The 23,595-nt window shown below is 64.9% G+C and carries 24 protein-coding genes; 17 read left to right on the top strand and 7 right to left on the bottom strand.

The features are described from left to right. Together HMPREF2914_RS20355 and kdsD are read right to left on the bottom strand one after the other, a co-directional pair. Entirely contained in the window at positions 1–540 is a 540-nt protein-coding gene (locus HMPREF2914_RS20355) for a KdsC family phosphatase (protein WP_003094350.1), read from the bottom strand. After that, complete coding sequence (kdsD, locus tag HMPREF2914_RS20360; RefSeq protein WP_003094347.1) at positions 540–1,520, bottom strand: arabinose-5-phosphate isomerase KdsD; 981 nt, start codon at positions 1,518–1,520, stop codon at positions 540–542. The genes HMPREF2914_RS20355 and kdsD overlap by 1 nt, the downstream gene beginning before the upstream one ends. A gap of 412 nt (positions 1,521–1,932) precedes the next feature. On the opposite strand from kdsD, the gene HMPREF2914_RS20365 reads away from it, so the two are divergent. The 10 genes from HMPREF2914_RS20365 to hisC all read left to right on the top strand — a co-directional run bounded on the left by HMPREF2914_RS20365 (position 1,933) and on the right by hisC (position 9,778). Further along, positions 1,933–2,742: an ATP-binding cassette domain-containing protein gene (locus tag HMPREF2914_RS20365; RefSeq protein WP_003094343.1), complete on the top strand. Its 810-nt coding sequence runs from the start codon at positions 1,933–1,935 to the stop codon at positions 2,740–2,742. Further along, positions 2,742–3,539 (top strand): lipid asymmetry maintenance ABC transporter permease subunit MlaE, encoded by a 798-nt coding sequence (gene mlaE, locus HMPREF2914_RS20370; protein ID WP_003094341.1) that lies wholly within the window; start codon positions 2,742–2,744, stop codon positions 3,537–3,539. The genes HMPREF2914_RS20365 and mlaE overlap by 1 nt, the downstream gene beginning before the upstream one ends. Further along, the gene (gene mlaD / locus HMPREF2914_RS20375; RefSeq protein ID WP_003094339.1) at positions 3,540–4,013 is read left to right on the top strand and encodes an outer membrane lipid asymmetry maintenance protein MlaD; all 474 of its coding nucleotides are present in this window, start codon (positions 3,540–3,542) and stop codon (positions 4,011–4,013) included. A gap of 11 nt (positions 4,014–4,024) precedes the next feature. After that, positions 4,025–4,672, top strand: coding sequence for an MlaC/ttg2D family ABC transporter substrate-binding protein (locus HMPREF2914_RS20380; RefSeq protein WP_003094337.1), 648 nt, complete (start codon positions 4,025–4,027; stop codon positions 4,670–4,672). Further along, positions 4,669–4,977: an STAS domain-containing protein gene (locus tag HMPREF2914_RS20385; protein ID WP_003094335.1), complete on the top strand. Its 309-nt coding sequence runs from the start codon at positions 4,669–4,671 to the stop codon at positions 4,975–4,977. The genes HMPREF2914_RS20380 and HMPREF2914_RS20385 overlap by 4 nt, the downstream gene beginning before the upstream one ends. 116 nt (positions 4,978–5,093) lie before the next feature. Beyond that, entirely contained in the window at positions 5,094–5,333 is a 240-nt protein-coding gene (locus HMPREF2914_RS20390; protein ID WP_003094334.1) for a BolA family protein, read from the top strand. Between the two features lie 20 nt (positions 5,334–5,353). Next, a complete protein-coding gene (gene murA / locus HMPREF2914_RS20395; protein ID WP_003094332.1) occupies positions 5,354–6,619 on the top strand; it encodes a UDP-N-acetylglucosamine 1-carboxyvinyltransferase in 1,266 nt (421 codons plus the stop codon). A 17-nt stretch (positions 6,620–6,636) separates the two neighbouring features. After that, positions 6,637–7,272 carry an ATP phosphoribosyltransferase gene (gene hisG, locus HMPREF2914_RS20400; RefSeq protein ID WP_003094331.1) on the top strand — a complete coding sequence of 212 codons (636 nt, stop codon included), beginning with the start codon at positions 6,637–6,639 and terminating at the stop codon, positions 7,270–7,272. Positions 7,273–7,397: 125 nt separating this feature from the next. Continuing rightward, on the top strand, positions 7,398–8,720 hold the full coding sequence (gene hisD, locus HMPREF2914_RS20405) for a histidinol dehydrogenase (protein ID WP_023084733.1): 1,323 nt from the start codon (positions 7,398–7,400) through the stop codon (positions 8,718–8,720). A 2-nt stretch (positions 8,721–8,722) separates the two neighbouring features. Continuing rightward, positions 8,723–9,778: a histidinol-phosphate transaminase gene (hisC, locus tag HMPREF2914_RS20410; protein WP_003098833.1), complete on the top strand. Its 1,056-nt coding sequence runs from the start codon at positions 8,723–8,725 to the stop codon at positions 9,776–9,778. Between the two features lie 42 nt (positions 9,779–9,820). On the opposite strand, the gene algW is transcribed toward hisC, so the two are convergent. Continuing rightward, positions 9,821–10,990 carry a Do family serine endopeptidase AlgW gene (algW, locus tag HMPREF2914_RS20415; protein WP_003134756.1) on the bottom strand — a complete coding sequence of 390 codons (1,170 nt, stop codon included), beginning with the start codon at positions 10,988–10,990 and terminating at the stop codon, positions 9,821–9,823. 116 nt (positions 10,991–11,106) lie between these two features. Here algW and HMPREF2914_RS20420 point away from each other — a divergent pair, with 116 nt between their 5' ends. Further along, a complete protein-coding gene (locus HMPREF2914_RS20420) occupies positions 11,107–11,865 on the top strand; it encodes a Nif3-like dinuclear metal center hexameric protein (RefSeq protein WP_003094318.1) in 759 nt (252 codons plus the stop codon). On the opposite strand, the gene mltB is transcribed toward HMPREF2914_RS20420, so the two are convergent. Next, positions 11,852–12,955: a lytic murein transglycosylase B gene (gene mltB / locus HMPREF2914_RS20425; protein WP_003116214.1), complete on the bottom strand. Its 1,104-nt coding sequence runs from the start codon at positions 12,953–12,955 to the stop codon at positions 11,852–11,854. The genes HMPREF2914_RS20420 and mltB overlap by 14 nt on opposite strands. Before the next feature lie 344 nt (positions 12,956–13,299). On the opposite strand from mltB, the gene cysD reads away from it, so the two are divergent. After that, positions 13,300–14,217, top strand: a complete 918-nt coding sequence (gene cysD / locus HMPREF2914_RS20430) for a sulfate adenylyltransferase subunit CysD (RefSeq protein WP_003094311.1) — start codon at positions 13,300–13,302, stop codon at positions 14,215–14,217. An 11-nt stretch (positions 14,218–14,228) separates the two neighbouring features. Then, the gene (gene cysN, locus HMPREF2914_RS20435) at positions 14,229–16,130 is read left to right on the top strand and encodes a sulfate adenylyltransferase subunit CysN (protein ID WP_023092851.1); all 1,902 of its coding nucleotides are present in this window, start codon (positions 14,229–14,231) and stop codon (positions 16,128–16,130) included. Positions 16,131–16,203: 73 nt separating this feature from the next. Here the strand turns inward: cysN and HMPREF2914_RS20440 are convergent, their stop codons facing one another. Further along, complete coding sequence (locus tag HMPREF2914_RS20440; RefSeq protein WP_003094304.1) at positions 16,204–16,650, bottom strand: Z-ring associated ZapG family protein; 447 nt, start codon at positions 16,648–16,650, stop codon at positions 16,204–16,206. Positions 16,651–16,794: 144 nt separating this feature from the next. On the opposite strand from HMPREF2914_RS20440, the gene HMPREF2914_RS20445 reads away from it, so the two are divergent. From HMPREF2914_RS20445 to zapE, 3 genes are all read left to right on the top strand, one after another. After that, positions 16,795–17,424 (top strand): alpha/beta hydrolase, encoded by a 630-nt coding sequence (locus tag HMPREF2914_RS20445; RefSeq protein WP_003094302.1) that lies wholly within the window; start codon positions 16,795–16,797, stop codon positions 17,422–17,424. A 67-nt stretch (positions 17,425–17,491) separates the two neighbouring features. Continuing rightward, positions 17,492–18,838: a tryptophan--tRNA ligase gene (locus tag HMPREF2914_RS20450; protein ID WP_003094300.1), complete on the top strand. Its 1,347-nt coding sequence runs from the start codon at positions 17,492–17,494 to the stop codon at positions 18,836–18,838. A gap of 94 nt (positions 18,839–18,932) precedes the next feature. Further along, positions 18,933–20,027 (top strand): cell division protein ZapE, encoded by a 1,095-nt coding sequence (gene zapE, locus HMPREF2914_RS20455; protein WP_003094297.1) that lies wholly within the window; start codon positions 18,933–18,935, stop codon positions 20,025–20,027. Between the two features lie 64 nt (positions 20,028–20,091). Here zapE and HMPREF2914_RS20460 read toward each other — a convergent pair whose 3' ends face one another. Together HMPREF2914_RS20460 and HMPREF2914_RS20465 are read right to left on the bottom strand one after the other, a co-directional pair. After that, a complete protein-coding gene (locus HMPREF2914_RS20460; RefSeq protein WP_023092850.1) occupies positions 20,092–21,054 on the bottom strand; it encodes a hypothetical protein in 963 nt (320 codons plus the stop codon). Positions 21,055–21,212: 158 nt separating this feature from the next. After that, a complete protein-coding gene (locus tag HMPREF2914_RS20465; protein ID WP_003120906.1) occupies positions 21,213–22,112 on the bottom strand; it encodes a GlxA family transcriptional regulator in 900 nt (299 codons plus the stop codon). Between the two features lie 253 nt (positions 22,113–22,365). Between HMPREF2914_RS20465 and HMPREF2914_RS20470 the strand changes: the two genes are divergently transcribed. Then, positions 22,366–23,511: an acyl-CoA dehydrogenase family protein gene (locus tag HMPREF2914_RS20470; RefSeq protein WP_003134747.1), complete on the top strand. Its 1,146-nt coding sequence runs from the start codon at positions 22,366–22,368 to the stop codon at positions 23,509–23,511. Positions 23,512–23,595 lie beyond the last annotated feature (84 nt).

The following is a 23,595-nucleotide window of genomic DNA, read 5'->3' on the forward strand; positions in this document are numbered from 1 at the left end:
CTACAGATAGGCGCCCTGGGCGGCTTCGAGCGTACCCTGGGCGCGCATGATCAGTTCGCAGAACTCGCGGGCGGCGCCTTCGCCGCCGCGGGCCGCGGTGACGCCATGGGCATGCTGGCGCACGAACGGGTCGGCACTGGCTACCGCCATGCCCAGGCCGACGCGGCGGATCACCGGCAGATCGGGCAGGTCGTCGCCAAGGTAGGCGACTTGCTCATAGCCTAGTCCGAGTTCGCCGAGAAGTTCGTCGAGGACGGCGAGCTTGTCTTCCCGGCCCTGATAGAGGTGCTGGATGCCCAGGTTGCGCGCGCGCCGTTCGACCACCGGAGTGTCGCGGCCGGTGATGATGGCGGTGCGCACGCCGGAGGCGATGAGCATCTTGATGCCATGTCCGTCCAGGGTGTTGAAGGTCTTGAACTCGCTGCCGTCGACGAGGAAATACAGCTTGCCGTCGGTCAGCACGCCGTCGACGTCGAAGATCGCCAGGCGTATCCGGCGGGCCCGGACCGGGAGTTCCGCGGCCGAATGGGTATCGCTCATTACATCACTCCTGCGCGCAACAGGTCGTGCATGTTCAGGGCGCCGACCGGACGGTCGTCCGCGTCGACCACCACCAGTGCGCCGATCTTGTTGTCTTCCATGATCTTCAGGGCTTCCGCGGCGAGAATCTCGGCGCGGACGGTCTTGCCGTGGACGGTCATCACCTGGTCGATGGTGACCTGGCGGACGTCGATGCCCCGATCCAGGGCGCGACGCAGGTCGCCATCGGTGAAAATGCCGGCAAGCTTGCCATGTTCGTCGAGCACTACGGTCATGCCCAGGCCCTTGCGGGTCATTTCCATCAGCGCGCCGGTCAGCGAGGTGCCGAGCAGCACCTGCGGCAGCCCTTCGCCGACGTGCATGACGTCTTCCACCTTCAGCAGCAGTCGGCGGCCCAGCGCACCGCCCGGGTGCGAGAAGGCGAAGTCTTCCGCGGTAAAGCCGCGAGCTTCGAGCAGGGCGATCGCCAGGGCGTCGCCGAGGACCAGGGTTACGGTGGTGGAGGAGGTCGGGGCCAGGTTCAGTGGACAGGCTTCCTGGCCGACACTGGCGTCCAGGTTCACTTCCGCAGCCTTGGCCAGGGGCGACTCGGGGTTACCGGTCATGCTGATCAGGGTGATGCCCAGGCGCTTGATCAGAGGCAACAGGGTGACGATTTCGGCAGTCGAGCCGGAGTTGGACAGGGCGAGGACCACGTCGTCCTTGGTGATCATGCCCATGTCGCCGTGGCTGGCCTCGGCCGGATGCACGAAGAAGGAGGGGGTGCCGGTGCTGGCCAGGGTAGCGGCGATCTTCTTGCCGATGTGACCGGACTTGCCCATGCCGACGACGACGACCCGGCCCTTGCCGGCCAGCAGCAGCTCGCAGGCCTTGACGAAATCGTCGCCAATCCGCGCCAGCAGGCTGTCTACCGCGTCGCGCTCGAGGCCGATGGTGCGCTGGGCGGAATGGATGAAATCGAGGTTCTGGCTCATGTTCAACGAATGTGGCGCCTGGATTAAAGGCGGGATTATAACGGGAAAGCGTGTCCCGCTTACACCAGCCATGCTGTGAAGTCGGTCCGCATCCCCCGCGGCGCAATGTTGTATGGACTGCAATGCTCTGTTACGCCGCCGTTATCTGCACTCCGCGCTATGACTGCATAAATGTCGATATATTCGACGTCGACGCGATTTTTTTCTGTCCGTAGTGAACCTGAAGTGTGCGATATGTCCTAAAGGGCTGAGAGAACGCTCCGAACAAGCTGAATCCAAGCTGAACGGCACGGTGCCAGGCCTTGGGCCAGAACCCGCCGCAGTGCTATAGTCCGCGCCCATTCGACCCCTCCCGGATGCGTGCCTTTGCAACGGGCAAGGCGTCCAGCATGGACGGGTCGCATCGCAAGGAGTCCTGATGAGCACCGATAGTGCCTACGCGGTCGAGTTGAAGGGCCTGACCTTCAAGCGCGGATCGCGGGCGATTTTCGACAACATCGATGTGCGTATCCCGCGCGGAAAGGTGACCGGCATCATGGGCCCGTCCGGTTGCGGCAAGACCACGTTGCTGCGGCTGATCGCCTCCCAGTTGCGTCCTTCGAAGGGGGAGGTCTGGGTCAACGGGCAGAACCTGCCGCAGCTTTCGCGCGGCGACCTGTTCGACATGCGCAAGCAGTTCGGCGTGCTGTTCCAGAGCGGGGCGCTGTTCACCGATCTCGACGTATTCGAGAACGTCGCGTTTCCGCTGCGCGTGCATACCCAACTGCCGGAAGAGATGATCCGCGACATCGTCCTGATGAAGCTTCAGGCCGTCGGCCTGCGCGGCGCCGTGGAACTGATGCCGGACGAGCTTTCCGGCGGCATGAAGCGCCGCGTCGCCCTGGCCCGGGCGATCGCCCTGGACCCGCAGATCCTGCTCTACGACGAGCCGTTCGTGGGGCAGGATCCGATCGCCATGGGCGTCCTGGTGCGCCTGATCCGCCTGCTCAACGATGCCCTCGGCATCACCAGCATCGTGGTTTCCCATGACCTGGCCGAGACCGCCAGCATCGCCGACTACATCTATATCGTCGGCGACGGCCGGGTACTTGGCCACGGGACGCCGGACGTCCTCAAGGAAACCGACGATCCTCGTATCCGCCAGTTCGTCAAGGGAATCCCGGATGGTCCCGTTCCGTTCCATTATCCGGCCCGCGACTACCGGGCCGACCTGCTGGGAGAGCGCTGATGCGTAGAGTCTCTCCCCTCGAGCGTATCCGCCTGTTCGGCCGCGCCGGCCTGGACGTGGTCGCCGCGCTCGGCCGCTCGACCCTGTTCCTCGGCCACGCCCTGCTCGGCCGGCGCACGCCAGGCACCGGGTTGCACCTGCTGGTGAAGCAACTCTACTCGGTAGGCGTGCTGTCGCTGGCGATCATCGTCGTCTCGGGCCTGTTCATTGGCATGGTGCTGGCCCTGCAGGGCTACAACATCCTGATTTCCTATGGTTCCGAGCAGGCGGTCGGGCAGATGGTGGCCCTGACCCTGCTGCGCGAACTGGGGCCGGTGGTGACCGGCCTGCTGTTCGCCGGCCGTGCCGGCTCTGCGCTTACCGCGGAAATCGGCAACATGAAGGCCACCGAACAGCTTTCCAGCCTGGAAATGATCGGTGTCGACCCGCTCAAGTACATCGTCGCGCCGCGCCTGTGGGCCGGTTTCATCTCCATGCCGCTGCTCGCCGCGATCTTCAGCGTGGTCGGCATCTGGGGCGGGGCGATGGTCGCGGTCGACTGGCTGGGCGTATACGAGGGGTCGTTCTGGGCGAACATGCAGAACAGCGTGCAGTTCACCGAGGATGTGCTCAACGGCGTGATCAAAAGTATCGTATTCGCCTTCGTGGTGACCTGGATCGCGGTCTACCAAGGCTACGACTGCGAGCCGACCTCGGAAGGAATCAGCCGGGCGACGACTCGGACCGTGGTCTATGCCTCCCTGGCGGTGCTGGGGCTCGACTTCATTCTGACTGCTTTGATGTTTGGAGATTTCTGAATGCAAACCCGCACCCTGGAAATCGGTGTCGGCCTGTTCCTCCTGGCCGGCCTGCTGGCCCTGTTGCTGCTGGCCCTGCGGGTCAGCGGCCTGAGCGTGGGCAACGCCGGCGATACCTACAAGGTCTACGCCTACTTCGACAACATCGCCGGTGTTACCGTGCGCGGCAAGGTCACCCTGGCCGGCGTGACGATCGGCAAGGTGACGGCGGTCGACCTGGATCGCGACAGCTACACTGGTCGCGTGACCATGGAGATCAACCAGAACGTGAACAACCTGCCGGTCGATTCCACGGCGTCGATCCTGACCGCCGGCCTGCTGGGCGAGAAATACATCGGCATCAGCGTCGGCGGCGACGAGGATGTTCTGAAGGACGGCAGCACCATCCACGACACCCAGTCGGCGCTGGTGCTGGAAGACCTGATCGGCAAGTTCCTGCTGAACTCGGTTAACAAAGACGAAGCCAAAAAGTGAGGTTTTCTTCCATGCTGACTCTTCTGCGTCGCGGCCTGCTGGTGTTCCTGGCGGCTTTCCCGCTGCTTTCCATGGCGGCGCCGACCCCGCAACAGGTGGTGCAGGGCACGGTCGACGAACTGCTTTCCGACATCAAGGCCAACAAGGCCGCCTACAAGGCCGATCCGCAAAAGCTCTATGCCACTCTCGACCGTATCCTCGGGCCGGTGGTCGATGCCGAAGGCATCGCCAAGAGCGTGATGACCGTCAAGTACTCGCGCCAGGCCTCACCCGAGCAGATCAAGCGCTTCGAGGAAGTGTTCAAGAACAGCCTGATGCAGTTCTACGGCAACGCGCTGCTCGAATACGACAACCAGGACATCCGCGTGCTGCCTAGCTCGGCCAAGCCGAGCGACGATCGTGCCAGCGTCAACATGGAAATCCGTGACAGCAAGGGCACGGTCTACCCGGTCTCCTACACCATGACCAACCTGGCCGGTGGCTGGAAGGTCCGCAACGTGATCATCAACGGCATCAACATCGGCAAGCTGTTCCGCGACCAGTTCGCCGACACCATGCAGAAGAACCGCAACGACCTCGAGAAGACCATCGCCGGCTGGGGCGAGGTGGTCGCCAAGGCCAAGGAAACCGCGAAAGCGGAAGAGGCCGGGGCGAAATGAGCCAGGCCAGCCTGCGCGAAGGCGCGGCCGGCGAACTGCAGCTCGCCGGCGTGCTCGACTACAGCAGCGGGCCGGCGTTGCGCGAGCAGGGCGGTCGGCTGATCCGCGCCAGCCAGGCGGCGGAACTGGTCGTCGACTGCTCGGCGGTGGAGCGCTCCAGCAGCGTGGGCATTTCCCTGTTGCTGGCCTTCATGCGCGACGCACGCAAGGCCGGCAAGGTTCTGAGCGTCAGGGCCTTGCCGGACGACATGCGGGAGATTGCCAAGGTCAGCAGCCTTCTGGAGATCCTGCCTCTGCAGGAATGACCGGACGGCGGAACGAGCGGCCCTCCGTCTGCGCGTCCCTTCCTGGGGTTCGCAGGCGGAGGGCTTTTTTGTATGATGGCCGACCGTGCGCGTAGGGCGCCCGATTGAGGTTGAGCATGCAGGCCGAAGACGTTAAGAGCCTTCTCCAGGAAAAACTCCCCGGCACCCAGGTGGAAGTCGAGGGCGAAGGGTGCAATTTCCAACTGAATCTGATCAGCGACGAACTGGCCGGCCAGAGCCCGGTCAAGCGTCAGCAGCAGGTCTACGCCCATTTGAACGCCTGGATCGCCGATGGCAGCATCCATGCCGTCACCATGAAATTCTTCAGCCGCGCCGCCTGGGCCGAGCGTTCCTGAGCCCACGGGGGATCATTGCAATGGATAAACTGATTATTACCGGCGGTAACCGCCTCGATGGCGAAATCCGCATTTCCGGCGCGAAGAACTCGGCGCTGCCGATCCTGGCCGCGACCCTGCTGGCCGATACTCCGGTCACCGTCTGCAACCTGCCGCACCTGCACGACATTACCACCATGATCGAACTGTTCGGCCGCATGGGCGTGCAGCCGATCATCGACGAGAAGCTCAACGTCGAAGTCGACGCCAGCAGCATCAAGACCTTGGTCGCGCCGTACGAGCTGGTGAAGACCATGCGTGCCTCGATCCTGGTGCTGGGTCCGATGCTGGCGCGCTTCGGCGAGGCCGAAGTGGCCCTGCCGGGCGGTTGCGCGATCGGTTCGCGTCCGGTCGACCTGCATATCCGCGGTCTCGAGGCCATGGGCGCGCAGATCGAGGTCGAAGGCGGCTACATCAAGGCCAAGGCGCCGGCCGGCGGCCTGCGTGGCGGTCACTTCTTCTTCGATACCGTCAGCGTGACCGGCACCGAGAACCTGATGATGGCCGCCGCGCTGGCCAACGGCCGCACCGTGCTGCAGAACGCCGCTCGCGAGCCGGAGGTGGTCGACCTGGCCAACTGCCTGAACGCCATGGGCGCCAACGTCCAGGGCGCTGGCTCCGATACCATCGTCATCGAAGGCGTGAAGCGCCTCGGCGGTGCTCGCTACGACGTACTGCCCGACCGTATCGAGACCGGCACCTACCTGGTGGCCGCGGCCGCGACCGGCGGCCGGGTGAAGCTGAAGGATACCGACCCGACCATCCTCGAGGCGGTCCTGCAGAAGCTGGAAGAGGCCGGTGCCCACATCAGCACCGGCAGCAACTGGATCGAGCTGGACATGAAGGGCAACCGGCCGAAGGCGGTCAACGTGCGTACCGCGCCGTACCCGGCGTTCCCCACCGACATGCAGGCCCAGTTCATCTCCATGAACGCGGTAGCCGAAGGCACCGGCGCGGTCATCGAGACGGTCTTCGAGAACCGCTTCATGCATGTTTACGAAATGAACCGCATGGGTGCGCAGATCCTCGTCGAAGGCAACACCGCCATCGTCACCGGCGTACCCAAGCTCAAGGGCGCTCCGGTCATGGCGACCGACCTGCGCGCATCCGCGAGCCTGGTGATCGCCGGCCTGGTGGCCGAGGGCGACACCCTGATCGATCGCATCTACCACATCGACCGTGGCTACGAGTGCATCGAAGAGAAACTCCAGCTGCTCGGCGCCAAGATCCGCCGCGTACCGGGCTAGCGGAGGCTGTCGCGCAAATGCTGACCATCGCCTTGTCCAAGGGCCGGATTCTCGACGATACCCTGCCGCTGCTCGCAGCGGCGGGCATCGTGCCGTCGGAGAACCCGGACAAGAGCCGCAAGCTGATCATCCCGACGTCCCTGCCCGATGTGCGCCTGCTCATCGTGCGCGCCACCGACGTGCCGACCTATGTCGAGCATGGCGCCGCCGATCTCGGCGTGGCCGGCAAGGACGTGCTGATGGAGTACGGCGGCCAGGGACTCTACGAACCGCTGGACCTGCGTATCGCCAACTGCAAGCTGATGACCGCCGGCGCCATTGGCGCGCCTGAACCCAAGGGACGCCTGCGGGTGGCCACCAAGTTCGTCAATGTCGCCAAGCGCTACTACGCTGAGCAGGGCCGCCAGGTCGACGTGATCAAGCTGTACGGCTCGATGGAGCTGGCGCCGCTGGTCGGTCTCGCCGACAAGATCATCGACGTCGTGGATACCGGCAACACCCTGCGCGCCAACGGCCTGGAGCCCCAGGAACTGATCGCCACGATCAGCTCGCGCCTGGTGGTCAACAAGGCCTCGATGAAGATGCAGCACGGTCGCATCCAGTCGCTGATCGATACCCTGCGCGACGCCGTCGAGGCGCGACACCGTCACTGATACCCGTGCGGCTCCGCGCCGCACCTGCCTATCCGTGTCATAGCCAAATTTTCTCGGGTGCCCGCACGGTGGGCTTGGTAGTCTAGCGGCGCCCGAGACAACGCCATCCATAAAAGAGGCTCGCTATGACCGCTCCCTTCGCTATCCGTCGACTCAATGCCGCTGATCCGGACTTCGGGCGTCATCTGGATCATCTGCTGAGCTGGGAAAGTGTCTCCGACGATTCGGTCAACCAGCGCGTCCTCGACATCATCGCCGCCGTACGCAGCCGTGGCGACGCCGCCGTGGTCGAGTTCACCCAGCGCTTCGACGGTCTCCAGGCCGCCTCGATGGCTGACCTGATCCTGCCGCGCGAGCGCCTGGAGCTGGCTCTCACCCGCATCACCGTAGCCCAGCGCGAAGCCCTGGAAGTCGCCGCCGAGCGCGTGCGCAGCTACCACGAGAAGCAGAAGCAGGGTTCCTGGCGCTACACCGAGGCCGACGGCACGGTGCTCGGCCAGCAGGTCACCCCGCTGGACCGCGCCGGGCTCTATGTGCCGGGCGGCAAGGCGTCCTACCCGTCCTCGGTGCTGATGAACGCGATCCCGGCCAAGGTCGCCGGGGTGTCCGAAGTGGTCATGGTCGTACCGACCCCGCGCGGCGAGATCAACGAGATCGTCCTCGCCGCCGCCTGCATCGCCGGTGTCGACCGTGTCTTCACCATCGGCGGGGCACAGGCCGTGGCCGCGTTGGCCTACGGCACCGAAAGCGTGCCGCGGGTGGACAAGATCGTCGGCCCCGGCAACATCTACGTGGCCACCGCCAAGCGTCACGTGTTCGGCCAGGTCGGCATCGACATGATCGCCGGTCCCTCGGAAATCCTCGTGGTCTGCGATGGCCAGACCGATCCCGACTGGATCGCCATGGACCTGTTCTCCCAGGCCGAACACGACGAAGACGCCCAGTCGATCCTGGTCAGTCCGGACGCGGCGTTCCTGGACCGCGTCGCGGACAGCATCGCTCGCCTGCTGCCGACCATGGAGCGCGCCGAGATCATCCGCACCTCCCTGGAGGGGCGCGGCGCGCTGATCCAGGTCGCCGACCAGGCCCAGGCCTGTGCGGTCGCCAACCGCATCGCCCCGGAACACCTGGAACTGTCGGTGGCCGATCCGGAAAGCTGGCTGTCGGAGATCCGCCATGCCGGTGCGATCTTCATGGGCCGCTACACTGCCGAGGCCCTGGGTGACTACTGCGCCGGCCCGAACCACGTGCTGCCGACCTCCGGTACCGCGCGTTTCTCTTCGCCGCTGGGGGTATATGACTTCCAGAAGCGTTCGTCGATCATCAACTGCTCGGCCGAGGGCGCTTCGGTCCTCGGTCGCACCGCTTCGGTGCTGGCTCGCGGCGAGTCGTTGACCGCCCACGCGCGCAGCGCCGAATACCGCATCCTCGACGAGAAGGAGGCCTGAGCATGAGCAAATTCTGGAGTCCCTTCGTCAAGGACCTGGTGCCTTATGTGCCGGGCGAGCAGCCGAAGCTGTCGCGGCTGGTCAAGCTGAACACCAACGAGAATCCCTACGGTCCGTCGCCACAGGCGCTCGCCGCGATGCAGGCGGAACTCAACGACGACCTGCGCCTGTATCCCGATCCCAACGGCGAGCGGTTGAAGCAGGCGGTCGCCGCGCACTACGGCGTACAGGCCAACCAGGTGTTCGTCGGCAACGGCTCCGACGAGGTGCTCGCGCACATTTTCCATGGCCTGTTCCAACACGACCTGCCGCTGCTGTTCCCGGACGTGACCTACAGCTTCTACCCGGTCTATTGCGGCCTGTACGGGATCGCGCACGAGAAGATCGCGCTGGATGAAAGGTTCCGCATCCGCGTCGAAGACTACGCGCGGCCCAACGGCGGGATCATCTTCCCCAATCCGAACGCGCCGACCGGCTGCCTGCTGCCGCTGGACGCCATCGAAGCGATGCTGAAGGCGTCGCCGGATTCGGTGGTGGTGGTCGACGAGGCCTATGTCGACTTCGGTGGCGAGAGCGCCATCGCCCTGGTCGATCGCTACCCGAACCTGCTGGTCACCCAGACGCTGTCCAAGTCGCGCTCCCTGGCCGGCCTGCGGGTCGGCCTGGCGGTCGGCCATGCCGATCTGGTCGAGGCGCTGGAGCGGATCAAGAACAGCTTCAATTCCTATCCGCTGGATCGCCTGGCGATCGCCGGCGCGGCGGCGGCTTTCGAGGACGACGCCTATTTCCGTCGGACCTGCCAGGCAGTGATCGATAGCCGCGAGGCGTTGAGCGCCTCTTTGCAGGCGCTGGGCTTCGAGGTGCTACCGTCGGCCGCCAACTTCGTCTTCGCCCGTCATCCGCGGCACGATGCCGGGCAGATTGCCTCGACCCTGCGCGAGCAGGGAGTGATCGTCCGCCATTTCAAGCAGGCGCGGATCGACCAGTTCCTGCGTATCACCATCGGCAGTCCGGAGCAGAACCAGGCGCTACTGGACGCCCTGCACTTCCTCAAGTGATACGAAAACGGCGCCCGAGGGCGCCGTTTTCAATGGCGGGGATCACTCGCCGCCGTCCTGTTTCTGCTGTGGAGCCGGTGCCGGCGGCGGACGCAGGCCGACCTCGGCGGTCAGGTTGACCTTCTGTCCGTTGCGCAGCACCACGATGCTGATCTTCTGTCCCGGACGGGTGCGCGCCACCTGGTTCATCGAGCGGCGGCCGTCGCTGGCTTCCTGCTTGTCGATGGTCAGGATCACGTCGCCCGGCAGCAGGCCGCCGCGCGCCGCCGGACCGTCGCGATAGACGCCGGCGACGACGATCCCGGCGGTTTCGCCGAGGCCCAGCGACTCCGCCAGTTCCGGGGTCAGCGCCTTGACCTCGACGCCGAGCCAGCCGCGGATCACCTGGCCGTGCTCGATGATCGACTGCATGACCTCCAGGGCCAGCTTGGTCGGGATGGCGAAGCCGATACCCTGGGAGCCGCCGGACTTGGAGAAGATCGCCGTGTTGATGCCGATCAGGTTGCCGGCAGCGTCCACCAGCGCGCCGCCGGAGTTACCGGGGTTGATCGCCGCGTCGGTCTGGATGAAGTCTTCGTAGGTGTTCAGGCCGAGCTGGTTGCGTCCGGTGGCGCTGATGATGCCCATGGTCACGGTCTGGCCGACGCCGAACGGGTTGCCGATGGCGAGGCAGACGTCGCCGGTGCGAATGCCGTCGGAGCGGCCGAGGGTCATCGCCGGCAGGTTCTTAAGGTCGATCTTCAGCACGGCCAGGTCGGTTTCCGGGTCGCTGCCGACCAACTGGGCGATGGTTTCGCGGCCGTCGCGCAAGGCCACGATGATCTGGTCGGCGCCAGCGGTCACGTGGTTGTTGGTCAGCAGGTAGCCTTCCGCGCTCATGATCACTGCCGAGCCGAGGCTCGATTCCATGCGCTTCTGTTGTGGCAGGTTGTCGCCGAAGAAGCGGCGGAACATCGGGTCGTCGAACAATGGGTGGGAGGGCTTGCTGACCATCTTGGTGGTGTACAGGTTGGCCACTGCCGGAGCCGCCCGGCTCACCGCATTGGCATAGGACACCGGGCCTTCCTGCAGACGGCTGAGCAGAGGCGCCTGCTCGACGTGCACCTCCTGGCGTGGCAGGCCGACCAGCTCGGGGTTGCGCTGGATGATCAGCAGGGCCAGCAGCACGCCGACCAGCACGGGCCAGCCGAGGAAACGCAGGGCCTTGGGCATCGGGACAATCCTTGGGGTTGCGAGGCCGAAAAGCGGCCGATAAGGTGGCGCCCATTATAGGGGGAAGCCGTCCATTAGAGGAGCGGCGCGCCCTGCCTGAATGAAGAGGAATTTGCATGGCTATCGCCCTGAGCACCCTGGTCGAAGAGGCCGACCGTTATCTGGATGCCGCGCGCATCCAGGACTACTGCCCGAACGGCCTGCAGGTCGAGGGCCGGCCGCAGGTGCGGCGGATCGTCAGCGGGGTCACTGCCAGCCAGGCGCTGCTGGATGCCGCCGTGGAGGCCGACGCCGACGTGGTGCTGGTGCATCACGGCTACTTCTGGAAGGGTGAGAATCCCTGCGTGGTCGGCATGAAGCAACGGCGCCTGAAGACCTTGCTGAACAACGATATCAGTCTGCTCGCTTACCACCTCCCGCTGGATCTGCATCCGGAGGTGGGCAACAACGTGCAGCTCGCCCGGCAGCTCGGCTTCGAAGTGGAAGGGCCGTTGGAGCCGGGCAACCCGCGTTCCATCGTCCTCCTCGGTTCGCTTGCCGAGCCGATGCAGCCTGCCGATTTCGCTCGGCATGTGCGCGATGCGCTGGGGCGCGAGCCGCTGCTGGTCGACGCCGGCCAGCCGATCCGACGCATCGCCTGGTGCACCGGCGGCGCCCAGGGTTATATCGACCAGGCGATCGCCGCCGGCGTCGATGCCTACCTGACCGGCGAGGTTTCCGAGCAGACCGTGCACAGCGCGCGGGAGAACGGCATCAGCTTCATCGCCGCCGGACACCACGCCACCGAGCGCTATGGGGTGCAGGCGCTGGGCGACTACCTGGGCAAGCGCTTCGCCATCGAGCACCTGTTCATCGACTGTCCTAATCCTGCCTGACGACGGAGCGATGACGCACCCGGTCGACCTCCTTGCCCAGTTCCCAGACAGCCATCGCGTAGTGGGTGCTGTGGTTGTAGCGGGTGATCACGTAGAAGTTCGGCAAGCCGTACCAGTACTGGTAGTTCCTGCCCATGTCCAGGCGCAGCAGGCTGGCTTGCCGGTGGCCGCCGAGCGGACCCTGCGGGCGTAGTCCGGCGGAAGCGAGCACGTCCAGCGGGTACAGCGTCTTGAAGCCATCCTCCAGCGAGGGCGCCCGGCCGCTGGCGGGAACCGCCACGCGATCGCCGCTGACCCAGCCGTGCTGCTTGAAATAGTTGGCGACGCTGCCGATCGCGTCACGCGGATTCCACAGGTCGATATGCCCATCGCCATCGAAGTCCACCGCGTACTTGGTGAATGAAGACGGCATGAACTGGCCGTAGCCCATGGCGCCGGCATAGGAACCGCGCAGGGCCAGCGGGTCGGTGCCTTCCTTGCGCGCCTGGAGGAGGAATTGTTCCAGCTCGCCGCTGAAGAACTCCGCGCGGCGAGGGTAGGAGAAGGACAGGGTGGACAGCGCATCGATGATCCGCGTCTTGCCCATCACCCGCCCCCAGCGGGTTTCCACGCCGATGATGCCGACGATGATCTCCGGCGGCACGCCGTAGACGCGCGATGCCCGTTGCAGGTCGGTTTCGTATTGGTCCCAGAACAGCACGCCGTTCTGTACGTTGCCTGGCGTGACGAACTTCTTCCGGTAGCGCAGCCAGGCGCCGTTCGGTCCGCTGGGTGGGGTATAGGTCGGAGCTTGCCGGTCCATCAGGCGGATCACCCAGTCCAGGCGCTGGGTCTGGGCGAACAGGTCGTGCAGTTGCTGGCGGTTGAAGCCGTGCTGGCTGACCATCCTGTCGATGAAGCGCTGTGCCGCCGGATTGTTCGCGTAATCGCCGCGCAGCGGCAGTATCGGTTGCACCGACTGGCGTACGGGGCGGGGGGAAATGACGGTGCGGGCCTGGGGTTTGGCGGCGGGTTTCGGTGGTGGCGTCGGTTCGCTGCTGCATGCTGAGACCAGAAGGAACAGGGGCAGGGCGAGGGCGGTACGGCGCATCTGGGGTCTTCTTGGCGGAATGACGATGCCCGCTATGCTAGCGCAGTGCCGCTGGCGTACAAGTCGAGCCGCCGAAAGGGGGGCGGACTGTCTGCTCGCTGTCGCGGCGACGGCTTTGTCCGGTCCGGGACGATGCCGTCTCAGCTTTGTCCGCCCGGTCTGCGAAACGCCCCTGGAAAACCTCTCGACGCCAGTGTTTTCGCCGGCTGCGAGGCTGAGCGCTGATGGCTATATGGGTATATTTTTTCGGTATAAATGGCGAATCTTTTAGAGCCTTGCGCTGTGATAGAGTGCGCGTTCGTCTACGGCCCGACGGCCGTCCATAAGCAATTCCGTGAGTAGCCATGGTCGACAAACTGACGCACCTGAAACAGCTGGAGGCGGAAAGCATCCACATCATCCGCGAGGTGGCCGCCGAGTTCGATAACCCGGTGATGCTGTACTCGATCGGCAAGGATTCCGCGGTCATGCTGCACCTGGCCCGCAAGGCCTTCTTCCCCGGCAAGCTGCCCTTCCCGGTGATGCACGTGGACACCCGCTGGAAATTCCAGGAGATGTACAGGTTCCGCGATCGGATGGTCGAGGAAATGGGCCTGGACCTGATCACCCACGTCAACCCGGACGGCGTCGCCCAGGGCATCAACCCGTTCACCCACGGCAGCGCCAAGCACACCGATGTGATGAAGACCGAGGGACTCAAGCAGGCCCTGGACAAGTACGGTTTCGACGCTGCCTTCGGCGGTGCGCGCCGCGACGAGGAAAAGTCGCGGGCCAAGGAACGGGTCTATTCGTTCCGCGACAGCAAGCACCGCTGGGACCCGAAGAACCAGCGTCCCGAGCTGTGGAACATCTACAACGGCAAGGTGAAGAAGGGCGAGTCGATCCGCGTCTTCCCGCTGTCCAACTGGACTGAGCTGGACATCTGGCAATACATCTACCTGGAAGGCATCCCGATCGTCCCGCTGTACTTCGCCGCCGAGCGCGAGGTTATCGAGAAGAACGGCACGCTGATCATGATCGACGACGAGCGCATCCTCGAGCATCTCTCTGACGAAGAGAAAGCCCGCATCGAGAAGCGCATGGTGCGCTTTCGTACCCTCGGCTGCTACCCGCTCACCGGCGCGGTCGAGTCCAGCGCCACCACGCTGCCGGAAATCATCCAGGAAATGCTCCTGACGCGTACTTCCGAACGCCAGGGCCGGGTCATCGACCATGACCAGGCCGGTTCGATGGAAGAAAAGAAACGTCAGGGCTATTTCTGAGGGTACGCAGCATGTCTCATCAATCCGATCTGATCAGCGAGGACATCCTCGCCTACCTGGGGCAGCACGAACGCAAGGAACTGCTGCGCTTCCTTACCTGCGGCAACGTCGATGACGGCAAGAGCACCCTGATCGGGCGCCTGCTGCATGACTCCAAGATGATCTACGAGGATCACCTCGAGGCCATCACCCGCGACTCGAAGAAAGTCGGCACCACGGGCGACGACGTCGACCTGGCGCTGCTGGTCGACGGCCTGCAGGCCGAGCGCGAGCAGGGCATCACCATCGACGTGGCGTACCGCTACTTCAGCACCGCCAAGCGCAAGTTCATCATCGCCGACACGCCCGGCCATGAGCAGTACACCCGCAACATGGCCACCGGTGCCTCGACCTGCGACCTGGCGATCATCCTGATCGATGCCCGCTACGGCGTGCAGACCCAGACCCGCCGGCACAGTTTCATCGCGTCCCTGCTGGGCATTCGGCATATCGTGGTCGCCATCAACAAGATGGACCTGAAGGACTTCGACCAGGGTGTCTTCGAACAGATCAAGGCCGACTACCTGGCCTTTGCCGAGAAGATCGGTCTGAAGACCAGTTCGCTGCACTTCGTGCCGATGTCGGCGCTCAAGGGCGACAACGTGGTCAACAAGTCCGAGCGTTCGCCCTGGTACGCCGGCCAGTCGCTGATGGAAATCCTCGAAACCGTCGAGATCGCCGCCGACCGCAACCTCGATGACATGCGCTTCCCGGTGCAGTACGTGAACCGGCCGAACCTGAACTTCCGCGGTTTCGCCGGTACCCTGGCCAGCGGCGTGGTGCGCAAGGGCGACGAAGTGGTGGCGTTGCCGTCGGGCAAGGGCAGCAAGGTGAAATCCATCGTCACCTTCGAGGGCGAACTGGAGCAGGCCGGTCCCGGCCAGGCCGTCACCCTGACCCTGGAAGACGAGATCGACGTTTCCCGCGGCGACATGCTGGTGCATGCCGACAATCGCCCGCTGGTCACCGACGGCTTCGATGCCATGCTGGTGTGGATGGCCGAGGAGCCGATGCTTCCGGGCAAGAAGTACGATATCAAGCGCGCTACCAGCTATGTGCCGGGTTCGATTCCGAGCATCGTCCACAAGGTGGACGTGAATACCCTGGAGCGGACCCCGGGCAGCGAGCTGAAGCTGAACGAGATCGCCAGGGTCAAGGTCAGCCTGGACGCGCCCATCGCGCTCGATGGCTATGAGCAGAACCGCACCACCGGCGCCTTCATCGTCATCGATCGCCTGACCAACGGCACCGTTGGCGCCGGCATGATCGTCTCCGCTCCGCCGGCGGCCCATGGCAGCAGCGCGCATCACGGTTCGAATGCCCATGTAACGCGCGCGGAGCGTGCCGGCCGCTTCGGCCAGCAGCCGGCGACCGTACTGTTCAGCGGCCTCTCCGGCGCCGGCAAGAGCACCCTGGCCTACGCCGTGGAGCGCAAGCTGTTCGATATGGGCCGCGCGGTCTACGTGCTGGACGGGCAGAACCTGCGCCACGACCTGAACAAGGGGTTGCCGCAGGACCGCGCCGGACGCACCGAGAACTGGCTGCGTACCGCCCATGTCGCCAAGCAGTTCAACGAGGCCGGGTTGATCAGCCTCTGCGCCTTCGTCGCGCCGAGCGCGGAAGGGCGCGAGCAGGCCAGGGCGCTGATCGGTGCCGAGCGCCTGATCACCGTCTATGTGCAGGCGTCGCCGCAGGTCTGCCGCGAACGCGATCCCCAGGGGCTGTATGCGGCGGGCGAGGACAATATCCCCGGCGAGTCCTTCCCCTACGACGTGCCGCTGGATGCCGACCTGGTGATCGATACCCAGTCGCTGAGCGTCGAGGACGGCGTGAAGCAGGTGCTCGACCTGTTGCGCGAACGCCAGGCGATCTGATCGTCTCGCAGCCATGAAAAAGCCCCGCGGATGCGGGGCTTTTTCATGGGCGTCGGCAGGTTCGCGCAGTGCGTCAGTACTTGCCTTTCAGGCCGTAGGTGGCGTCGAGGGTGCCGGGGCTGTCCGGGCTCTTCGGCGCATAGTCCTTCGGCACTTCGCCGGAGGCCGGCGGAGTCAGGCGCTCGCGGCGCTCGGCCGGGTAGGCCTCGTCGGCATGCAGCGCAGCCAGCAGACGCTGGCGGGTCTGTTCGTCCAGGGCCAGGCGCTGGGCGCCGTCGGAGAGGTGCTCCTGCACGTCCTGGTAGCTCTGGGTCAGCTTCTTCACGAGGCTGGCGGTGGTGTTGAAATGGGTCACGACTTCGCGCTGATAGCTGTCGAAGCGGTCCTGCAGGTCGTCCATCTGGCGTTGCACCTTGTTCGGCGCGGCGTTGGGCAGCAGGCGGGCGATCAGAAAACCGATGGCGACCCCGGCGACCAGGGCGAGGGCCGGCAGCAGCCAGGCGGTGAGCGACTGTTCCACGCGAATCCTTCCTCTATAGACGGCTTTGCTTTACGTTAACGGCTTGAGTCCGAGCTGTATACCACGGCACGCGAGTAAGTGCCTGTGTCGCTTGGAGTAATCTGCTAGACGAGTCGACCCGAGCCGGGGTCACGGAGTTTCTGTTTGTCTACCCGCGAAATCCCTGTATCCATCGATGGCCCCTGCGGGCCGCTGGAAGCCCTGCACCTCGATCTGCCCGATGCCCGCGGCATCGCTCTGGTCTGCCATCCGCACCCGCTGTTCGCCGGCACCATGCAGAACAAGGTGGTCGCCACTCTGCAACGCAGCGCCCGCGATGCCGGCCTGGCGACCCTGCGTTTCAACTTCCGTGGCGTTGGCCAGAGCGCCGGCAGCTATGGCGAGGGGATCGGCGAAATCGACGACGCCGAGGCCGCTGCGCGCTGGTTGCTGGCACGCCATCCGGGGCTGCCGCTGACACTGATGGGCTTTTCCTTCGGTTCCTGCGTTGCCGGCAATCTGGCGGGTCGCCTGGAGGCGGAGGGTGTCGGGCTGGCGCGGCTGTTCATGATCGCGCCGCCGGTGGAGCGCTTCGCGGTCAGCCTGCCTGCGCGCTGCCCGCTGACCGTGGTGCAGCCGGAGGACGACGACGTGGTCACGCCGGCCGCGGTATATGCCTGGAGCGAGTCCCTGGCACGACCGCACGAGCTGTTGCGGGTGGCGGAAAGCGGACATTTCTTCCATGGCAAGCTGATCGATCTGAAGGACCTGTTGCTGCCACGCCTGCAGGACTGACGTCGTCGCGCCGGCCCTGCTACCATCCGGCGCGCCATTCTTTTCTTTGCCTGACATCTGGTATCGCATGACTACTCGTATCCTGACCGGCATCACTCCTACCGGCACTCCGCACCTGGGCAACTACGCCGGCGCCATCCGCCCGGCGATCCTCGCCAGCCGTCGGAGCGACGTGGATTCGTTCTACTTCCTGGCGGACTACCACGCCTTGATCAAGTGCGACGATCCCGCTCGTATCCAGCGCTCGCGCCTGGAAATCGCCGCGACCTGGCTGGCCGGCGGCCTGGACGTCGAGCGTGCGACCTTCTACCGGCAGTCGGACATCCCCGAGATTCCCGAGCTGACCTGGTTGCTCACCTGCGTCAGTGCCAAGGGTCTGCTCAACCGCGCGCATGCCTACAAGGCCGCGGTGGACCGCAATGTCGAGGCCGGCGAAGACCCGGACGCCGGCGTGACCATGGGCCTCTACAGCTATCCGGTGCTGATGGCCGCGGACATCCTGATGTTCAACGCGCACAAGATCCCGGTCGGCCGCGACCAGGTGCAGCACGTGGAGATGGCCCGCGACATCGGCCAGCGTTTCAACCACCTGTTCGGCAACGGCCGCGAGTTCTTCGTCCTGCCCGAAGCGGTGATCGAGGAAAACGTCGCCACCCTGCCGGGCCTGGACGGACGCAAGATGTCCAAGAGCTACGACAACACCATTCCGCTGTTCAGCCCGTCCAGGCAGCTCAAGGACGCCATCGCACGCATCGTCACCGACTCGCGCGCGCCGGGTGAGCCGAAGGACCCGGACAGTTCGCACCTGTTCCTTCTTTACTCGGCCTTCGCCAGCGCCGAACAGGTCGCCGCGTTCCGCCAGGAACTGCTCGACGGCCTGGCCTGGGGCGAAGCCAAGCAGCGCCTGTTCCAGTTGCTCGACAACGAACTGGGCGAGGCTCGCGAGCGTTACCAGGCGCTGATCGCCAAGCCCGACGATATCGAGGATATTCTCCTCGCCGGCGCCGCCAAGGCGCGCCGCATCGCCACCCCATTCATCGCCGAGTTGCGCGAGGCAGTCGGCCTGCGCTCCCTGCGCGAGCCGCTGAAAAGTACCGAGAGCGGCAAGAAGAAGGCCGCCAAGGCTGCGCGCCTGGTCAGCTTCCGCGACGACGACGGCAGCTTCCGCTTCCGCCTGCTGGACGCCGCCGGCGAACAGCTGCTGCTGTCCCGCGCCTTCGCCGACGGCAAGGCCGCCGGTGCGGTGAGCAAGCGCCTGCTGGCTGGCGAGACTGCCGACCTGCGGGCCGAGGGCAATGCCTTTGGCCTGTGGCTGGATGGCGAGGCGGTGGCGCAGAGCCCGGCCTTCGCCGACGCCGCCGCCCGTGACGCCGCCATCGAGCGCACCCGCGAAGCGCTGGCGCCGCAGGAGTAGGCAGCCCCGGTGCATCCTCGACGGATGGCCGATTGCCAAGAGACGGGGTCGTCGCTAAAGTGACGGCCCCGTTTTCGTTGCATTGCTACCGATCATGACGCCCCTCGAGCGCTACCAGGCCGATCTCCAACGCCCCGATTTCTTCCACGATGCCGCACAGGCGAATGCCGTGAAGCATCTGCAACGCCTCTACGATGACCTGGTCGCCGCCGACCATGCCAAGCCCGGCCTGTTCGGCAAGCTGCTCGGCAGGAAGTCCGGCGGGCCGGTGAAGGGCCTGTATTTCTGGGGCGGCGTCGGCCGTGGCAAGACCTACCTGGTGGACACTTTCTTCGAGTCGCTGCCGTTCGAGCAGAAGGTGCGCACGCACTTCCACCGCTTCATGAAGCGGGTACACGAAGAACTGAAGACCCTCAAGGGCGAGAAGAACCCGCTGACCATCATCGGCAAGCGCTTCGCCGACGAGGCGCGGGTGATCTGCTTCGACGAGTTCTTCGTCTCCGACATCACCGATGCGATGATCCTCGCCACCCTGCTGGAAGAGCTGTTCAAGAACGGCGTGAGCCTGGTGGCGACCTCCAACATCGTGCCGGACGGCCTGTACAAGGACGGCCTACAACGCGCCCGTTTCCTGCCGGCGATCGCCCTGCTCAAGGAGCATACCGAGATCGTCAACGTCGATAGCGGCGTCGACTATCGCCTGCGCGCGCTGGAGCAGGCCGAGCTGTTCCACTGGCCGCTCAGCGAACAGGTCGAGGAGGAGATGGCGCGCAGCTTCAAGGCCTTGACCCCGGACTGTGCCAAGGCCCAGCGCGACGAGGCGCTGATGATCGAGAACCGCGAGATCCGCGCGCGCCTGACCTGCGACGACGTGGCCTGGTTCGAATTCCGTGAGCTGTGCGACGGCCCGCGCAGCCAGAACGACTACATCGAGCTGGCGAAGATTTTCCACGCCGTGCTGATCTCCAACGTCGAGCAGATGGGCGTCACCAAGGACGACATGGCGCGGCGTTTCATCAACCTGGTGGATGAGTTCTACGACCGCAGCGTCAAGCTGATCATCTCCGCCGAGGTCGAGCTAAAGGATCTCTACAGCGGCGGCCGACTGGAGTTCGAATTCCAGCGCACCCTCAGTCGTCTGCTGGAAATGCAGTCCCACGAATACCTCACGCGTCCGCACCGGCCCTGATCCGGGGCTGAAACGAGAAAGGGGTTGCCGATGGCAACCCCTTCTTTCATGGACGCGCGGCGTTTCAGCGCTGCGCGGTGTTCTGCTCGAAGCCGGCGAGGAGCTTCTTCGCATGGGCCACTTCGAGGGCTTCCATGGCGTTGATCGGCTTGATCGCCACGGCCTGCTTCAGTTGGGCGATGGCCTTCTCCCGCTCGTCGTCGCCGTATACGTAGGTCAGCGCGTTGGCGTACTCGTAGTGGCCGATCGGCAGGTCGTTGGCCTGGCGGAAGGAGCGGGCGAAGTACTGTTCCATCTTGTCGGCGCTGACCCCGTAGGTCATCTTGCCGACCAGCTTGCCGACCTTGCGGATCACTCCCGCCTCGTAGCCGCCGTAGAGCGCCAGGGCGAACGGCTGGTTGGGTTGCCTGGCCAGGAGGGCGTCCAGTTCCTTGGGGATTTCGCTGGTATAGCCGCGCTTGAGCACTACCGGTACCGATAGCTCCTCGGCCAGGCGCGCCTTGGCGTAGACGCTGCCGAACTGGGCGACGATATCGGCCTTGACCAGCGGGCCGGCCTGTTCGGTGTAGTCGATGACCTCTTCGAGCAGGCGCTGTTTCTCCGCCTGGTCGGGAGCCAGGAACATGGCGTAGAGCACCTGGGCGAACATCGCCGGTACCTGGCCGCCGACTCCCAGGGCCAGTCCCTGCTCCTTGGCCTTGGCGTAGTCGCCGCGGAACAGCAGGCGCCAGACATCCTGCAGGCGCGCCGCATATTGCGCGGCCTCTTCCGGCTTGCCGGTGAAGCCGGTGCCGGCCTTCACGGTCTTTTCCAGGGCATCCGGATGGGAGGTCGCCATGTTCACCACCCAGTCGGCGTCCGGATAGGGATAGTCGCCGAAGCCGCGGGTCAGGCGCGGCCAGGCTTCCTTCAACTTGTCGCCTGGATAGTCATAGGCGCTCTGGTCGTAGGGGAAGGCTTTCCAGTTGTCGGCGGCCATAGCATTCATACCGAAGAGGGCCAGGAAGGCGAGCAGATAAAGGCGCATGGCAAAGGTCCGTTCTTGTCGTTGTTCGGAACGCCCGCGTCTGCGGCGGGCCTGCGGATTCATGAGAACCCGCGAAGGCCGACCTGGCTACCTATCCTAGGTTCTGTAGGGAAAGCGCCGGCGCCGATGCCGTTCGGGCAGGCCTGGCGATGTCCGGCTCAGCTTTCCTTCTGCATGAACTGGCGACGGTAATGGTGGGGAGAGAGTTCGGTGTGCTGGCGGAACAGGCGGGCGAAGAAGCTGGCGTCGTCGTAGCCGACCTCGTAGCTGATCGTCTTGATGCTCTTGCGCGTGCTCGAGAGCATGCCCTTGGCGGTCTCGATCCGCAGTCGCTGCAGGTAGTGCAGTGGCTTGTCGCCGGTAGCGGCCTGGAAGCGCCGCATGAAGTTGCGGATGCTCATGCCGTGGTCGCGGGCGACGTCCTCGAAACGGAACTTGTCGGCGAAGTGGTCTTCCAGCCATTGCTGGATCTGCAGGATCGTCGGGTCATGGTGCAGCTTCTGTCCGCCGAAGCCGATACGCCCTGGGGTGTAGCTGCGCTGTACTTCGTAGAGGGTATCCCGGGCCACCGCCTGGGCCACCGATCCGCCGCAGAAACGCTCGATCAGATAGATGTAGAGGTCGCAGGCGGAGGTGACGCCGCTGGCGCAGAACAGGTCGTCGGCATCGGTCAGGTGCTTCTCCTGGTTGAGCAGCACGTTCGGGAAGCGTTCGGCGAATTCCCGATAGAAGCGCCAGTAGGTGGTCGCTTCCTTGCCATCCAGCAGGCCTGCCTGGGCCAGCCAGAAGACCCCGGTCGCCTCGCCGCAGAGGGCGGTTCCCTCGGCATGGCTGCGGCGCAACCAGGGAACGATTTGCGGATAGCGCCGTTCGAGCGCGTCGAAGTCGCCCCAGAAGGCGGGCAGGACCACGATATCGCAGGCGGCGAGGGGACCGTCCACGGCGATGCTGTCGCCGCTGAAGCTGCGTACCGGCTGGCCGTCGGGGCTGAGGATGCGGGTGCGGAAGGCCGGCTGGAGACCGAGGCCCTGCTGCTTGCCGTGGCGCAGGCTGGCCATGTGGAAGAAGTCCTTGGCCTGCATCAGGGTCGAGGCGAAGACGCCGTCGATGGCGACGATGCCGACATGTTTCAGCACCGGAGCGGATTGAGCGCGCATGGATTTTTATCGTTGTTGTGAGTAAGGGAAAGCGGTCAAAAGGCGGCTGGATCGTCTTATTTTTTGGCGCAACTGTCCAGTGCGTCGGTCGGGGCATTTCCCTACAGTCGAAGACCTGCCGCGTGCAGCCAACCCGATCCCAGACCGTTTCCAGGTGACCACGATGATACCGAGAACCCTGTTCAGCTCCGACCACGAACTGTTTCGCGACAGCGTGCGCAAGTTTCTCGAACAGGAAGCCGTGCCTTTCCATCACCAATGGGAAAAGGATGGGCATGTCGACCGCGCGCTCTGGAACAAGGCTGGCGAGGCCGGAATGCTCTGTTCGCACCTGCCGGAAGAGTATGGCGGGATGGGCGCGGACTTCCTCTACAGCGCCGTGGTCATCGAAGAGATCGGTCGGGCCGGCCTGACCGGGATCGGTTTCTCCCTGCATTCGGACATCGCTGCGCCCTACATCCTCCACTACGGCAGCGAGGCGCTGAAGCGCAAGTACCTGCCGAAGCTGGTATCCGGCGAGATGGTCGCGGCCATCGCCATGACCGAGCCGGGGGCCGGTTCCGACCTGCAAGGGGTGAAGACCACGGCGGTACTGGATGGCGACGAGTATGTCATCAATGGCTCGAAGACCTTCATCACCAACGGCTTCCTCGCCGACCTGGTGATCGTGGTGGCGAAGACCGATCCGAAGGCTGGCGCCAAGGGCATAAGCCTGTTCGTGGTCGAGGCGGGTACGCCGGGCTTCAGTAAGGGCAAGCGCCTGGAGAAGGTCGGGATGAAGGCCCAGGACACCTCCGAGCTGTTCTTCCAGGATGTGCGGATTCCCCGGGAGAACCTGCTCGGCAAGGACGGCCAGGGATTCATCTACCTGATGCAGGAGCTGCCGCAGGAGCGCCTGACCGTCGGTATCGGCGCGCTGGCGTCGGCCGAGGCGGCCCTGCAATGGACGCTCGACTACACTCGCGAGCGCAAGGCGTTCGGCAAGTCGGTGGCGGACTTCCAGAATACCCGCTTCAAGCTTGCCGAGATGGCTACCGAGATCCAGGTCGGCCGGGTCTTCGTCGATCGCTGCATGGAGCTGCATCTCCAGGGCAAGCTGGACGTACCCACCGCCGCCATGTGCAAGTACTGGACGACGGACCTGCAATGCAAGGTGCTCGACGAATGCGTGCAGTTGCACGGCGGCTACGGCTTCATGTGGGAATATCCGGTGGCGCGGGCCTGGGCCGATGCCCGGGTACAGCGGATCTACGCCGGTACCAACGAGATCATGAAGGAGATCATCGCGCGGGCCCTGTGAGGCGCTCCTGGCCACCGGGAGGGGCGAACGACCGCATCGCGCGGTTGTCCGCCGAACCCGCCGGCACCGCCAGGCCCCTGGAGC

Source organism: Pseudomonas sp. HMSC067G02 (assembly GCF_001813485.1).
Classification (GTDB): domain Bacteria; phylum Pseudomonadota; class Gammaproteobacteria; order Pseudomonadales; family Pseudomonadaceae; genus Pseudomonas; species Pseudomonas aeruginosa.

Excerpts from the sequence above, each read along its gene's own strand:
- HMPREF2914_RS20355 (WP_003094350.1), bottom strand. The coding sequence starts at position 540 with ATGAGCGATACCCATTCGGCCGCGGAACTCCCGGTCCGGGCCCGCCGG.
- HMPREF2914_RS20365 (WP_003094343.1), top strand. The coding sequence starts at position 1,933 with ATGAGCACCGATAGTGCCTACGCGGTCGAGTTGAAGGGCCTGACCTTC.
- mlaE (WP_003094341.1), top strand. The coding sequence starts at position 2,742 with ATGCGTAGAGTCTCTCCCCTCGAGCGTATCCGCCTGTTCGGCCGCGCC.
- mlaD (WP_003094339.1), top strand. The coding sequence starts at position 3,540 with ATGCAAACCCGCACCCTGGAAATCGGTGTCGGCCTGTTCCTCCTGGCC.
- HMPREF2914_RS20380 (WP_003094337.1), top strand. The coding sequence starts at position 4,025 with ATGCTGACTCTTCTGCGTCGCGGCCTGCTGGTGTTCCTGGCGGCTTTC.
- HMPREF2914_RS20385 (WP_003094335.1), top strand. The coding sequence starts at position 4,669 with ATGAGCCAGGCCAGCCTGCGCGAAGGCGCGGCCGGCGAACTGCAGCTC.
- HMPREF2914_RS20390 (WP_003094334.1), top strand. The coding sequence starts at position 5,094 with ATGCAGGCCGAAGACGTTAAGAGCCTTCTCCAGGAAAAACTCCCCGGC.
- murA (WP_003094332.1), top strand. The coding sequence starts at position 5,354 with ATGGATAAACTGATTATTACCGGCGGTAACCGCCTCGATGGCGAAATC.
- hisG (WP_003094331.1), top strand. The coding sequence starts at position 6,637 with ATGCTGACCATCGCCTTGTCCAAGGGCCGGATTCTCGACGATACCCTG.
- hisD (WP_023084733.1), top strand. The coding sequence starts at position 7,398 with ATGACCGCTCCCTTCGCTATCCGTCGACTCAATGCCGCTGATCCGGAC.
- hisC (WP_003098833.1), top strand. The coding sequence starts at position 8,723 with ATGAGCAAATTCTGGAGTCCCTTCGTCAAGGACCTGGTGCCTTATGTG.
- algW (WP_003134756.1), bottom strand. The coding sequence starts at position 10,990 with ATGCCCAAGGCCCTGCGTTTCCTCGGCTGGCCCGTGCTGGTCGGCGTG.
- HMPREF2914_RS20420 (WP_003094318.1), top strand. The coding sequence starts at position 11,107 with ATGGCTATCGCCCTGAGCACCCTGGTCGAAGAGGCCGACCGTTATCTG.
- mltB (WP_003116214.1), bottom strand. The coding sequence starts at position 12,955 with ATGCGCCGTACCGCCCTCGCCCTGCCCCTGTTCCTTCTGGTCTCAGCA.
- cysD (WP_003094311.1), top strand. The coding sequence starts at position 13,300 with ATGGTCGACAAACTGACGCACCTGAAACAGCTGGAGGCGGAAAGCATC.
- cysN (WP_023092851.1), top strand. The coding sequence starts at position 14,229 with ATGTCTCATCAATCCGATCTGATCAGCGAGGACATCCTCGCCTACCTG.
- HMPREF2914_RS20450 (WP_003094300.1), top strand. The coding sequence starts at position 17,492 with ATGACTACTCGTATCCTGACCGGCATCACTCCTACCGGCACTCCGCAC.
- zapE (WP_003094297.1), top strand. The coding sequence starts at position 18,933 with ATGACGCCCCTCGAGCGCTACCAGGCCGATCTCCAACGCCCCGATTTC.
- HMPREF2914_RS20460 (WP_023092850.1), bottom strand. The coding sequence starts at position 21,054 with ATGCGCCTTTATCTGCTCGCCTTCCTGGCCCTCTTCGGTATGAATGCT.
- HMPREF2914_RS20465 (WP_003120906.1), bottom strand. The coding sequence starts at position 22,112 with ATGGCCAGCCTGCGCCACGGCAAGCAGCAGGGCCTCGGTCTCCAGCCG.